10 protein-coding genes are annotated in these 12,711 nt (G+C 63.2%); 7 read left to right on the top strand and 3 right to left on the bottom strand.

What is annotated here, in order from left to right:
- Nucleotides 1-327: 327 nt before the first annotated feature.
- The 3 genes from BRX43_RS13500 to BRX43_RS13490 all read right to left on the bottom strand — a co-directional run bounded on the left by BRX43_RS13500 (nucleotide 328) and on the right by BRX43_RS13490 (nucleotide 3,765).
- Entirely contained in the window at nucleotides 328-1,386 is a 1,059-nt protein-coding gene (locus BRX43_RS13500) for an MBL fold metallo-hydrolase (RefSeq protein ID WP_125995624.1), read from the bottom strand.
- A 38-nt stretch (nucleotides 1,387-1,424) separates the two neighbouring features.
- On the bottom strand, nucleotides 1,425-2,687 hold the full coding sequence (locus BRX43_RS13495) for an MFS transporter (RefSeq protein WP_241214954.1): 1,263 nt from the start codon (nucleotides 2,685-2,687) through the stop codon (nucleotides 1,425-1,427).
- A 103-nt stretch (nucleotides 2,688-2,790) separates the two neighbouring features.
- Nucleotides 2,791-3,765 carry a hydroxyacid dehydrogenase gene (locus tag BRX43_RS13490; RefSeq protein ID WP_125995623.1) on the bottom strand — a complete coding sequence of 325 codons (975 nt, stop codon included), beginning with the start codon at nucleotides 3,763-3,765 and terminating at the stop codon, nucleotides 2,791-2,793.
- Between the two features lie 179 nt (nucleotides 3,766-3,944).
- Here BRX43_RS13490 and BRX43_RS13485 point away from each other — a divergent pair, with 179 nt between their 5' ends.
- The 7 genes from BRX43_RS13485 to BRX43_RS13455 all read left to right on the top strand — a co-directional run bounded on the left by BRX43_RS13485 (nucleotide 3,945) and on the right by BRX43_RS13455 (nucleotide 12,710).
- Nucleotides 3,945-6,830: a TonB-dependent receptor gene (locus tag BRX43_RS13485; RefSeq protein ID WP_125995622.1), complete on the top strand. Its 2,886-nt coding sequence runs from the start codon at nucleotides 3,945-3,947 to the stop codon at nucleotides 6,828-6,830.
- A gap of 49 nt (nucleotides 6,831-6,879) precedes the next feature.
- Entirely contained in the window at nucleotides 6,880-7,554 is a 675-nt protein-coding gene (locus BRX43_RS13480) for an RraA family protein (RefSeq protein WP_125995621.1), read from the top strand.
- 47 nt (nucleotides 7,555-7,601) lie between these two features.
- Entirely contained in the window at nucleotides 7,602-8,357 is a 756-nt protein-coding gene (locus BRX43_RS13475; protein ID WP_125995620.1) for a helix-turn-helix domain-containing protein, read from the top strand.
- A 496-nt stretch (nucleotides 8,358-8,853) separates the two neighbouring features.
- Nucleotides 8,854-9,693, top strand: coding sequence for a cytochrome ubiquinol oxidase subunit II (locus tag BRX43_RS13470; protein ID WP_241214959.1), 840 nt, complete (start codon nucleotides 8,854-8,856; stop codon nucleotides 9,691-9,693).
- Between the two features lie 4 nt (nucleotides 9,694-9,697).
- Nucleotides 9,698-11,788, top strand: a complete 2,091-nt coding sequence (locus tag BRX43_RS13465) for a cbb3-type cytochrome c oxidase subunit I (RefSeq protein ID WP_206433212.1) — start codon at nucleotides 9,698-9,700, stop codon at nucleotides 11,786-11,788.
- Nucleotides 11,785-12,411: a cytochrome c oxidase subunit 3 gene (locus BRX43_RS13460; RefSeq protein ID WP_125995618.1), complete on the top strand. Its 627-nt coding sequence runs from the start codon at nucleotides 11,785-11,787 to the stop codon at nucleotides 12,409-12,411. Before BRX43_RS13465 ends, BRX43_RS13460 begins: the two co-directional genes overlap by 4 nt.
- Nucleotides 12,408-12,710, top strand: a complete 303-nt coding sequence (locus BRX43_RS13455) for a cytochrome C oxidase subunit IV family protein (protein WP_125995617.1) — start codon at nucleotides 12,408-12,410, stop codon at nucleotides 12,708-12,710. Before BRX43_RS13460 ends, BRX43_RS13455 begins: the two co-directional genes overlap by 4 nt.
- Nucleotide 12,711: the final 1 nt, after the last annotated feature.

Below are 12,711 nucleotides of genomic sequence, written 5' to 3'. Positions count from 1 at the left end.
AGGTGTACAAGTGATCGAACGCCACGCAGCGGGAAACCGAAGGCGATCCGAAGTGACCCAGAAGCAGCTATTCCTGCGACTTTCTAAGCCACCCAACTTTGGACATTCATGAACCTTCATGGCTGCATACCTAAGCCTGTGGCTGCGCCTCTGCCTTGACCCGCTCGATCAACCGAGCCGCGACGGTGGTTCTGATCGGTTTGCCAGCAGCGATCTTGCGCCACGTGTTATAGCTCATACCAAAGCGTGGCTGGAGAGCCTCATCCGTACGACCGGGACAGTGCGCCACGACATGCGCGATGATCTCGCCCGGGAGGGTGCACATGCTCACCACGCGCCTCCGCCGGTTTGCTTGATAGCGCGAGTGCCCGGCTTGATACCACCTCCTGCAATCGCCTGATCGATATCGGCACTGAGGCAGCCGCGCCATTCGGCGTCATAGCGGATCACGCCTTCCCGACCGACAACATAAGGGTTGGGCTCACCGGCGCGTCGCCGCTGCAAAGCGGCCACCCGGGTGAGGCCATCATCGCCCACCGTGTGGTTGGACAGCACGACATCGGCCTGCATCCGGTCGGTGTAATCGGCGAAATGGTCGAGCGAATGACGAAAGATCATGAGCGCGGCGACATCCCGCGGCGAACCCTGCCCCCCGAATAGGGACGCCATGTGCGGTACGCCGTGATCGCTGACCGGGAACAGCAAGGAAATCGTCCCAGGTGTGTGCCCTGGTGTTAGAAGGGCGGTGACGGACCGGCCACCAAGAGTGATAGTCTGACCGTCCTCAATGAAAAAATCATCACCTGCCTTCACAGGCAGCGTCCCCATCATCGGCTTGCCGGTCCAGTCGGCGCGGCTCATGCCGATCTTCGCGCCCGACAAGGCTTTCAGATAGGCCGCGCCGCCAAAGTGATCGAAGTGATTATGGGTGATGACGATGATGCGGATACGCTTGGGGTCCAAGCCCAGCGTCTTCATGTTGGCGACGATGACATCGCGCGCGTCCGCCTCGCTGCTCAGCGCATCGAGCAGCAGGATGCCGTCGTCGGTATCGATCGCCCAGATGTTGTTCTCGGCCGTACCGATCGAATAAACGTGATCGAAGACTTCGATCGGCTTCGGTGCCGGCGCCTTCAATGGACGTCGTTCGCGGACCGCCTGACACCGATAGTAGAGGGTCACTGGCCACACCTTGCCGCCAGCCTGCGCGGCCAGATCCGCATAGGCACGTGCGCCGGGCGCAGTATAGCCGCCGATCCGCCGCATCTCCTCGACATCATGGATCTCGGGCCGACCACCATTTGGTGAGATAGCGCGGTCCTGTGCCAGGGTAGGTGCCGTCAATAATGCTGTCGCGGCGAGAAGGACATGTTGCAAGGTCTTCATCTTCGATCTCCCTGCACGTCGATCCTGATCGTGGCGGCTCATGCAGCCACCACCGGCTGGGCGCGCGCTTGCCGCCCGACGATGATCACGGCCAGTGCGCTGCCTATGGTCAAGCCAGCAAGCGGCATCAGTGCGAGAACGTGACTGCCGGTCCGGGCGTGGATCAGGCCGTAGACATTCACCATCAGGCCACCTCCGATCAGGTTGGATGTCGCGTTGATCGCGGCGATGCCCGCTGCCGCGGTACCGGCGGACAGCCAGCTCGACGCCATGCTCCAGAAAGGCCCCTTGAAACAGTAGGCGCCCATCAGCACGAAGGTGAGCAGCAGCACGGTTGGCGCAAGCCCGGTGAGGGTGAAGGTACCCAATACGCCCGCCGCGATCAGAAGCAGGGGCAGCGCTGTGTGCCAGCGCCGCTCGTTGGTGGCGTCGGAATGGCGTCCCCACAGCACCATCGCGATCGCTGCCACGCCGTACGGGACCGAATTGACCAGTCCCGTTTCGAGATTGGTCAAACCATAGGATTTGAGCAATTGCGGCTGCCACACCCCCAGCACGCTGCCAGCGGCCGACGCGCCGCAACAGGCGAGCACCATCGCCCAGAAGGCCGGCGTACGGATCAGCCCCCAGGCGGAGCCGTGTACCATCGGCCGGCCGTCGGTGGCGGCGGTAGTTGCGGCACTCAGCCAGCGCTTCTCATCCGGGTCCAGCCACTCGGCCTGAGCGGGACGGTCGGTGAGCACGCGCAGACACGCCAGGCCAAGCAGGATCGTCGGCAGCCCTTCGCACAGAAACAGCCACTGCCAACCGTGCAGGCCACCTACGCCGTCGAGCGACAGCAGGACCCCGCCAAGCGGCGAGCCGATGAAGCTCGACAAGGGGATCGCCACCGCGAACAAGGCCAATGTTCGGCCCCTGTAGAGCGGCGGCATCCAGTAGGTCAGGTAGAGGATCACGCCCGGGAAGAAGCCGGCCTCCGCCGCGCCGAGCAGAAAGCGCATGACGTAGAAAGACTCGACGTTCCACACAAAAGCCATGGCCGCCGAGACGATGCCCCAGCTCACCATGATCCGTGCGATCCATAGCCGCGCACCGACGCGCTGGAGCATGAGGTTGCTCGGCACCTCCATCAGGAAATAGGCGATGAAGAACAGGCTGGCGCCGAAGCCGAAGACGGTGCTGCTCAAGCCCAGATCGGCGTTCATCTGCAGCGACGCCATGCCGATATTGGCGCGGTCGATAAAGGCGAGAAGGTAGCAGAGCATCAGGAACGGCAGCAGCCGCCAGGTCACCTTGCGCATGACCCTCGCTTCCAGGGGGTCTCGAAGTCCCTCACGGCTCATCATCACCAAATCCTCTCCAGGACCTGCGTGCCGCCTCTTCCGGGCTGGCGTCACAGAATGTTCAGGCGGCCGTCGCGGCCAGGCTATTCACCAAGTTGCGAGGCTGGATCGTGCCGGCTGTCAGATAGCTGGCGATCTGGTCCACTACGCTCATGCCGACCCTGACGCGCGCCTCCCGGGTATTGGCGCCGACGTGCGGGCTGACGACGAGATTGTCGAGCGTCCAGAACGGATGATCGGCAGCCGGTGGCTCGCTGGCGAACGTATCCAGTCCGGCTCCGGCCAGCGGGCCGATACGCAGCGCCTCGTACAGCGCCGCCTCGTCGATCAGTTCGCCGCGTGCCGTGTTGAGGAGGATGCTGCCGGAACGCATCGCGCCGAGCGCTGCAGCATCGACAAAGCCGCGATTGTCGGGGGTCAGCGGGCAGTGCAGACTGACGATGTCACTTTGCTCCAGCAGCTCGCGCACCGTGGCGCAGCGGATCGTGCCGGCGGGAAGCTTCGCATCGCTGAGATATGGATCATAGATGCGAACCGCTCCGCCGAACGGCGCCAGCAGATGGAGGAACGCGCGGCCGATCGCCCCCAGTCCGACCAGACCAACGGTCTTGCCGGTGATTTCCATGCCGGCATAGGTTGGCTTGTCCCAATGACCGGCCCGGACCCGTCGATCCAACCACGCGGTCGATCGGGCGACGCTCATCAATAGAGCAAGCGCCTGCTCGGCGACCGACTGCGCATTGGCACCGCCCGCCACCACGACCGGAATGCCTCGCGACGATGCCGCGTCCCGGTCGATACCGTCCACGCCGACGCCATGCTTGGCGATGATCCGAAGCGTTGGAATTGACTCGATGACTGCACGCGACACGACGCCCATGCGGACGATGATTGCCTGCGCGCAGATCGAATTCGCTGCGGCGATCATTTCACCAGCTTCCGCATAAGGCTTGAGCGGCACGAGCGTCAGGTCGTGCGCTGCCGCTTTCGCCATCGCGGCATCGCTCAGTAGCGGCCCTACGATCAGCGCGGTCATCCCGCTTGTCTGCCTGGTCACATCCCTCTCCCTTTGGCGGCTTCCCCGCTCATGATCTCACAATAATCACCATTTCTGACTTCGCAACTTTATTCTGAAACGACGTTGCGTTTTATAATGCCTCCGCTACAAGCCATTGCTGACGGGCGCAAAGCTCGCATGACAATCAGGAGAGGCACATGCCCATCGGCCGCATCGCCCATACGCGTCATCTTTTGCTGGTCGGCGTCAGCGCCGTTTGTCTCTGGATGCCGGAAGCTTTTGCGCAGACCGCACCGGCGGTTGAACCAAGCACGCCTGCGCAAATCGCACCCGAGGCAGTCCAGACCCAGGCTCCCCAAACCGCCGAAGTCGCGCCGGACAGCACGGCGACGCCCGAGCAGGCACCCGAGCAGGAAAAAGACATCGTCGTCACCGGATCGCGGATCGGTCGCAGCGGTTTTACCACGCCGACGCCCGTCACGGTCATCAATTCCGAGCAGCTGGTGAAAAGCGCGCCGTCAACGCTCGCTGAGTCGCTCCGAAACCTCCCCGCCCTCACCGCGACCTCCGGTCCGCAGCGCGCCAGCGGCACGCAGGGCGGCGGGCAATCTTTCCTCAACCTACGCAACCTTGGCGCCGTCCGCACCCTGACGCTGCTCGACGGTCGCCGCTTCGTCGCGGCGAGCCAGTTCGGCACGGTCGACGTCAACCTGTTGCCCGCGGGCCTGATCCAACGGGTCGACATCGTGACGGGCGGCGCCTCCGCTGCCTACGGGTCCGATGCGGTCGCGGGCGTGGTCAACTTCGTGCTCGACACCAAATATGAAGGTCTCAAGGGCGAAGTATCCTCGGGCATCTCCAGCGAAGGCGACAATGCCGAGAAGCGGGCCATCCTGACCGGCGGCATCAGCACCGCCGGCGACCGCCTGCACCTGATTGCCAGCGCTGAATATTACAAGAACGACGGCATTCTGGAGGGTAAGCGCGACTGGGCCCGGCGCGGCACCAACCTGATCAATGGGCCGGCTGGCGGGCCCTCCCAGATCCTGGCGGAGGACGTGCGCAATCTTGGCACCTATGGTGGCACGTTGCTGACCGGCAATGGTGGCACGGCAGCGCAGAACGCGCTATTCCGGGGCTTGCAGTTCGGCCCTGGCGGCACAGTGCTGCCCTACAGCTTCGGCTCCTACTCCACCGCCACCCAACAAATTGGCGGCGATGGCGTCAACACCGAGCTATTCCAGGAGATCAACCGCCCGCTCGAACGCTGGTCGGCCTTCGGCCGCGCCGAATATGACCTGACCCAGAACCTGTCTGTCTTCGGCGAGGCGTCATATGGCTGGACCGACACGCGCTATTCGACCTCGACCAATCGCCACCAGGTGCAGAACCCAATCACCATCCGTCGCGACAATGCCTATCTGCCGCAGCAAATCCGCGCGTTGCTTGGCGCCAATCCGTCCGTAACCAGTCTGACGATGTTGCGCTGGTCGGTCGAAGGCGGCCTGACCGATGTCGCTGTTACCACCGACACGCGCCGGTTCGTCGGCGGCTTCAATGCGAAAGTCGGCGGGCTGAAGATCAACGGCTATTACCAGCATGGCCGCACCAATCAGCGCACCGATGTGCTGAACAACGAGATCACGGCCAACTTCACCCGCGCCGCTGATTCGGTGGTCAATCCGGCAAGCGGCCAGATCGTCTGTCGATCGACGCTGACCAATGCGAACGATGGCTGCGCACCGTTCAACGTGTTCGGCCAAGGGTCTCCATCGGCAGCGGCGTTGGCCTATACGCGTGGCACCAGCCGCACAGACTCGGTCTTCACCGAGGATGTCGCCGCATTCAACGTATCGGGCACATTGTTTCAAGGCTGGGCGGGTCCAATCTCGTTCGCCACTGGCGGTGAATATCGCAAGGAGACGGCCGAGCTGGCGGTCGACGCGCTGTCACGCGCCGGTGCCTTCCTGTTCGCCAATCCGCAGCCCTGGTCCGGCAAGTACGACGTGCGCGAAGGCTATGTCGAAACCGTCGTCCCGCTGCTGCACAACCTGCCCTTTGCCAAGTCGATCGATTTCAACGGAGCGGTTCGCTACACCGACTACTCGACCAGCGGTGGTGTGACGACCTGGAAAGCAGGCCTGAGCTGGACGGCGTTCGATGCGCTGCGCCTGCGCGGCACCCGTTCGCGCGATATCCGGGCACCCAATCTGTCCGAACTCTTCACGAGCGGCCGCACCCAATCAGCCACGATCGTCGATCCGTTCAAGAACAACATCCGCCTGTCCGGCATCTTCGTCACCACCGGCGGTAACGCACAACTTCAGCCCGAAAAGGCGGACACGCTGACGCTGGGCGCGGTGCTCCAGCCACCGATGATCCCCGGTTTCAACCTGTCGGTCGATTATTACGACATCAAGATCAAGGACGCGATCGGCACGCTGACGCCGCAGCAGACGGTGGACCAATGCTTTACCGGCAACCAGCTTGCCTGCAGCCTCGTGCAGCGCGACGCCGGCGGCAACCTGCTCAGCCTCACCGCCTTTCCGATCAACCTGTCCGAACTGGAAACCAACGGCGTCGACGTCGAGGCCAGCTACCGCGTGCCGTTGTCCTCGATGATGGAAACCGATGCGACGCTGAACCTGCGCACCGTCGTATCATATGTCGGCAAGCTTTCGTCGACCACGCCGGGTTCCGCCGCGATCGACCGCGCAGGCGAGGTCGGCATCAGCGCCAATCCGCACTGGCGGTTCAACGCACAGGCGGACTTCTACAAGGGCAATTTCAACCTGTTCAATCAGGTTCGCTTCATCGGCGGTGGCCGTTACGACGTGACCCGCGGTCCGGCAGCGATAGACCTGCAGAACATCCAAGCTCAGGCCTATTGGGATCTTCAGATCGGCTACAAGCTGGAGGATGTCGGCATCCGAGGCGCCGAATTCTATCTGAACGTCCGCAATGTCCTCGACACCGATCCGCCCGCTGCGCCCGGTGACGGCACCATCGCGCTCGCGACCAATACCGGCCTCTACGACACCACCGGGCGCCTGTTCCGCGTCGGCTTCCGCTTCAACTTTTGATCCCGATCCCGGCCGCACGAGGGCGTGCGGTCGGCAGGAGCTTTACGTCATGACGATTGGCTTTCGTGTCCTTCCCCTGCCCCGCCGCATCGACCCGGAACTCGTCCGGCAATTTGCCGCATTACCCGTCGCCAACGTCAGCGATGCCATGAGCCGCATGACGGCGGGCGGGGCGGCGCTCCGGCCGATGCACGGTGGCGGTGTACTCGCCGGCCCTGCCGTAACGGTCAAGGCAAGACCAGGGGACAATCTGATGCTCCACAAGGCGCTCGATATCGCTCAGCCGGGCGACATCGTCGTGGTCGATGCCGGTGGTGACCTCACCAACGCCCTGATCGGCGAGTTGATGGTGGCTCATGCGGAAAGCCGCGGTCTCGCCGGCATTGTCATCTTCGGTGCGATCCGGGACGTTGCGGCGATCCGCGCGGGCCGCTTTCCCGTCTTCGCGGCCGGGGTGACGCATCGCGGGCCCTACAAGGATGGTCCTGGTGAGGTGAACGTCCCGATCGCAATCGACGGTATGGTGATCCATCCTGGCGATCTGCTGCTCGGCGACGACGATGGCATCGTCACCGTCGCCATCGACGAGGCCCCCCTGGTCCTTGCCGCGGCGTCGGCCAAGCATGCGGCGGAAACCGCGCAGATGGAGAAGATCCATCGTGGCGAGAACCCGCGCGCCTGGGTCGATGAAACCTTGAAGCGGCTGGGATGTGAAGGCGTGTGATGACAGACCCCGCTCCGTCCCGCTATCGGGGCGGAGAAGGGATCAGCATGGCGACGATCATCAGAGACCGGGGTATCAAGGACAGACCCGCGCTGGAAGGCGTTGCCGCGGCGGAACGGGCGCTCGAGCTGCTCACCTGTTTCCGCACCGGCGACAAGGCCTTGAGCCTGGCCGAACTCGCGGAGCGCACGGGCTTGGTCAAAAGCACGATCATGCGGCTCGCGATTTCGCTGGAACGCTACAACCTCCTCGTGCGCCTGCACGACGGCCGCTACCAGCTCGGCAGCGGCGTGGTGCGCCTTGGAACCATCTATCAGGAGAGTACCGACCTCGAGCAGCATGTCATGCCGGTGCTCGCCAAGCTTGCGGCAGAGACGCAGGAAACCGCCACCTTCTATGTTCGTCACGGCGACGTGCGTCTTTGCCTGTTTCGCGTGAATTCGTCCAACAGCCTGCGGCTCGACGTTGCCCCGGGTACGCAGCGACCGATGGATCAGGCCGGCTCTGCGCAGTTGCTGCGACTGTTCGCCGACTGGCCAGATACCAATCCTGATCTGCCTCCACTTCCCATCTATACCGCCGGCGCCACGACGCCGCACGTTGCCTCGTCGTCTGTGCCGATAATTGGCCATGGCAACCGGCTCGTCGGGGCACTCAGCCTTGCAGGCCCCGAAGCACGTCTGACAGAGCGCCGCGGGGCGGAAGTCGCGTTGCGATTGCTGCGGTCTGGACTTGAGTTGTGCCGTGCGCTTGGTGGCGACGCAGAGGCGATTTACCGCATCCCGATCGCGCATGCGACCTGATTAAGTCGACCAAGAAATGTGACCCATATGCGGTCATTCGAGGCTTCCTTAGTGCTTCCCTCTTTCTGCCGTTAGTTCATCTCGCGACACCGGTTTAATCACGCGATGCGGGTCGGTCGGGCATCTCCGCTATGGGCGCTTTCGAATGAGTGGGTGGGCATGGCCGACGTTAGTTGGCTGCGCTGACTTTTTCAGAAAAGAGCCGTTTGGGGCGCGCCGGTACAATAAAGCTTAAGCCGAGGCGGCCCAAGAGGATCCGCCAAGTAGCCTTTTCACTCGATTCAACTCGCGTCATAGCGTGATGGAAGACGCCGCGGATCGCGGCGTCAGCGGACGTCGATGACTCGCGAGGCTGCGCGTTTCGGGCGTCGCCGGTCGATGTCGAAGGGACTTTGTGGCTGTACTATTCACGCAACGATCGGGAACACCGACGCGCCACGATCCGCCGCTTACGATGAGGTTCGCCCGACTGGGATTCGCCATCCTCGCCTTGTCGGTGTTGTCGGGCTGCGCGGCACTCGACCACGGCATCCTCAACGCGCAGGGGCCGGTTGCCAGTCACGAACGGCACCTGCTGCTGGTCGTATCAGGTATCCTGCTGTTCGTCTGGGTCCCGGTGGTCATCCTCGTGCCCTTGATCGCCTGGCATTATCGGCATTCCAACGCCAAGGACGCCTATCGACCGAAATGGGCTTTCTCCTGGCCACTCGAAGGCTTCATCTGGATACCGCCGATCGGCATCGTCATCCTGCTCGCCTTCCTGCTCTGGCCAGCGACGCAGAAGGATGATCCCTATACCCGGCTGACCGGACGAGGGGCGCCGGTTCGCGTCCAGGCGATCGCGCTCGATTGGAAGTGGGTGTTCATCTATCCCGATCAGGGCGTTGCGACGGTGAACCAGCTTGCAATCCCGGCGGGACGCCCGGTGGCAGTCGAGCTGACCAGCGGCACGGTGATGCAGTCGCTCCTGCTACCGCAGCTCGCCGGCCAGATCTATGCGATGGCGGGGATGCGGACGCGGCTGAACTTCGCAGCCGATCATCCCGGGCGCTATCTCGGCGAGAACGTCCAGTTCAACGGCGGCAAGTTCGCTCATCAGAAATTCCCCATAGTGAGCATGACCCCGGATGCCTACGCGGCGTGGATCGCCCACGCCCGGCAGGGGACCAAGGCGCTCGATGCCGCCACCTGGGCGAGGCTTTCGCGCCGTGACACCACCGGGCCCGAGACATACTCTCGCGTCCCAGGCAACTTCTTCAACTATGTCGTGACCGCGACGGGTGGAGCTTCGCACCCCCATTCCGGTCAACATCCCGCCACACGAAAGGCGCACTGAGCCCGTGCAAGCTGCTCACCCTCCGATCTGGCCCGAAGTCCTCGGCCGCTTCACCTGGCACGATCTGCCGTTCGTACGCGCCTGGGAGAACCCCACCGCCAGCGAGATCATCGGCGCCGGTGCCGCATCGCTCGTCATCATCGGCTTCGTCGTCACCGTCACACTGCTGACCCGGTATCGGCGCTGGAGCACGCTGCTCGAATGGCTGACCAGTCTCGATCATAAGAAGATCGGCATCATGTACGTCGTCATCGCGCTGGTGATGCTGTCACGGGCGTTGATCGAAGCGGTGCTGATGCGGATGCAACAGGCTGCGGCGGTCGGCAATCCGGGCTTCCTGTCGTCCGACCACTTCTCGCAGCTATTCTCCACCCACGGCTCGATCATGATCTTCTTCATGGCGATGCCCTTCCTCACCGGCATCATCAACTATGTCATGCCGCTCCAGATCGGCGCGCGCGACATGGCGTTCCCCTGGGCCAACTCGGTGGCGCTTTCGCTGACCGGGGGCGGCGCGATCCTGATGATGATCAGCCTAGTCATCGGAAAGTTCTCGACCGGCGGGTGGAGCGGCTACCCACCTTACACCGGTCTCGCCTTCAGCCCGGACGTCGGCCCCGACTATTGGATATGGGCGGTGACGCTCGGCTCGATCGGCTCGACATTGGCGGCGATCAACATCGCCTGCACCATCTTCAAGTTCCGCGCGCCCGGCATGACGTACATGCGGATGCCGCTGTTCTGCTGGACGAGCCTGTGCACCAGCATCCTGATGCTGTTCGCGATGCCGGCACTCACCGTCGCGACCGCGCTCCTCGCACTCGACCGCTATCTCGGGTTTCACTTCTTCACGAACGATCTCGGCGGCAACATGATGAACTACGCCAACCTGTTCTGGCTGTTCGGTCACCCCGAGGTCTACATCCTGATCCTGCCCGCCTTCGGGGTCTATTCCGAGGTCGTCTCGACCTACTCGTCGAAGGAGCTGTACGGCTACGTCTCCCTGGTGCTGGCGACGATGGCGATCGCGGTGCTGAGCTTCACCGTCTGGGTGCACCACTTCTTCACCATGGGGCAGTCCGCGAACATCAACGCGGTGTTCGGCATCGCGACGATGACGATCGGGGTGCCGACCGGGGTCAAGATCTATGACTGGATCTGGACCATGTTCCGCGGCGAGGTGCGCTTTGCCGTGCCGATGCTCTACTCGCTGGCGTTCATGATCACCTTCGTCATCGGCGGCTTCACCGGGATCATCCTGGCGATCCCGCCGCTCGACTATGTGTTCCACAACACGCTGTTCCTGGTCGCGCACTTCCACAACATGTTGATCCCGGGTCTGCTCTACGGTATGCTCGCAGGGTATACCTACTGGTTCCCCAAGGCCTTCGGGTTCCGCCTGAACGAGCGCTGGGGCCGGGTATCCTTCGGATGCTGGGTTGCAGGCTTCTATCTCGCCTTCATGCCGCTTTACGTGCTGGGTGCCAGCGGAATGGCACGGCGGACGCACGAGATCTTCCAGCCCGAATTCCGTCCCTGGCTCTACGTCGCCGGCTTTGGCGCGCTGATCCTGCTCGCGGCGCTGGCATCGTTGGTGATCCAGCTGGTCGTCAGCATCCGCGAACGCGATCAGAACCGGGTGTTCGCCGGCGATCCCTGGGATGGTCGCGGGCTTGAATGGTCGACCTCGGCACCTCCTCCGGAATACAACTTCGCCGTCATACCGCATGTCGGGGGGCGCGATCCATTCTATGATGGCAAGCGCAAGGATGGGTATTACGAGCGCCACGCCCATTACGGTGCGATCACCGTGCCCAAGAACAGCATCACCGGGCTGATGATCGGTATCGGTGCGACGGCGGCCGCGTTCGGCCTCGTCTGGCATATGTGGTGGCTGGCCGGCCTCTCGATGCAGGCGGTCGTCTCGGCGCTCATCCTGCGCAGCTTCGTGCGTGACAGCGACCGTACCATCTCCGCGGCCGAAGTTACCGCGACCGAGCATCGCTGGCACGCAGCGATCGATGCGGCTGATCCAACGCCGCGTCCGCTGGAGCTGACGCATCGCAACACCGGCCTGGCGGAGATCCCGGCATGACCCAGCCTTCGCTTCGCCACGCCGGCATCAATCTGGGCGGCACCGAGCAGGATCCGAATGCCAATGCCGAGAGCGGCATCTTCGGCTTCTGGATGTTCCTGATGAGCGATGCGATCATCTTCGCGCTGCTCTTTGCCGTCTACGGCACCGCCGTGGCGGCAACAGCCGGTGGCCCCACCCCGGCGAGCGAGTTCAAGCTCGGCAGCGCCTTCGCCGAAACGCTGCTCCTGCTAACCAGCAGCCTCACGATCGGACTGGCGGTGCTTGCTATGAAATACGACGCCGCCCGGCGCCCCGTCTTTGCCTGGATGGGCATCACCTTCCTGCTCGGCGTCGCCTTCCTGGCGATGGAGATGCATGATTTCACCACCATGTTCTCGGATGGCGCCTACCCCACGCGAAGCGCCTTTCTGTCGGCGTTTTTCGCGCTGGTGCCGCTTCACGGCCTCCACGTCCTGGCGGGATGCGTCTGGATGCTGGTGATGGGCGGGCAGGTCCTTGCCTATGGCTTCGACACGCGGGTCAAGATCAACATCCTGCGCCTTAGCCTATTCTGGCATTTCCTCGACGTCATCTGGATCGCCGTCCTGAGCGTCGTCTATCTTCAGGGGCATGTGCTGTGAACGAGCGTCGTCGCGAAACCCGAACGTATCTGATCGGCTATGCGCTGGCCCTGGCACTGACGCTTGCCGCCTTCGCGGTCGTCAAATGGCCACTGGCTGCGGCCGGCACGACATTTGGGATCATCCTGGGCTTGGCTCTCGTGCAGGTGATCGTGCAGTTCCGCTGCTTCCTCCACATCAGCCTTGCCAAGTCGTCACGCGATGATCTGCTCCTGGTGCTGTTTGCGAGCCTCATCGTCACGCTGATGGTGTCGGGCACGCTGGTGATCATGTTCAACCTGCGCGACCGGATGATGTAGC

Origin of the sequence: Sphingomonas sp. S-NIH.Pt15_0812 (assembly GCF_003951315.1) — a bacterium.
Taxonomy (GTDB): Bacteria; Pseudomonadota; Alphaproteobacteria; order Sphingomonadales; family Sphingomonadaceae; genus Sphingomonas.
The sequence above is the reverse complement of the archived record's forward strand: the minus strand, read 5'-3'. Positions and strand labels throughout refer to the sequence as shown.

Bases quoted from the DNA above. Each gene is read 5' to 3' on its own strand.
- BRX43_RS13490 (WP_125995623.1), bottom strand. From the start codon at position 3,765: ATGACCGCGCTGATCGTAGGGCCGCTACTGAGCGATGCCGCGATGGCG.
- BRX43_RS13460 (WP_125995618.1), top strand. From the start codon at position 11,785: ATGACCCAGCCTTCGCTTCGCCACGCCGGCATCAATCTGGGCGGCACC.
- BRX43_RS13495 (WP_241214954.1), bottom strand. From the start codon at position 2,687: ATGCGCAAGGTGACCTGGCGGCTGCTGCCGTTCCTGATGCTCTGCTAC.
- BRX43_RS13475 (WP_125995620.1), top strand. From the start codon at position 7,602: ATGGCGACGATCATCAGAGACCGGGGTATCAAGGACAGACCCGCGCTG.
- BRX43_RS13480 (WP_125995621.1), top strand. From the start codon at position 6,880: ATGACGATTGGCTTTCGTGTCCTTCCCCTGCCCCGCCGCATCGACCCG.
- BRX43_RS13485 (WP_125995622.1), top strand. From the start codon at position 3,945: ATGCCCATCGGCCGCATCGCCCATACGCGTCATCTTTTGCTGGTCGGC.
- BRX43_RS13500 (WP_125995624.1), bottom strand. From the start codon at position 1,386: ATGAAGACCTTGCAACATGTCCTTCTCGCCGCGACAGCATTATTGACG.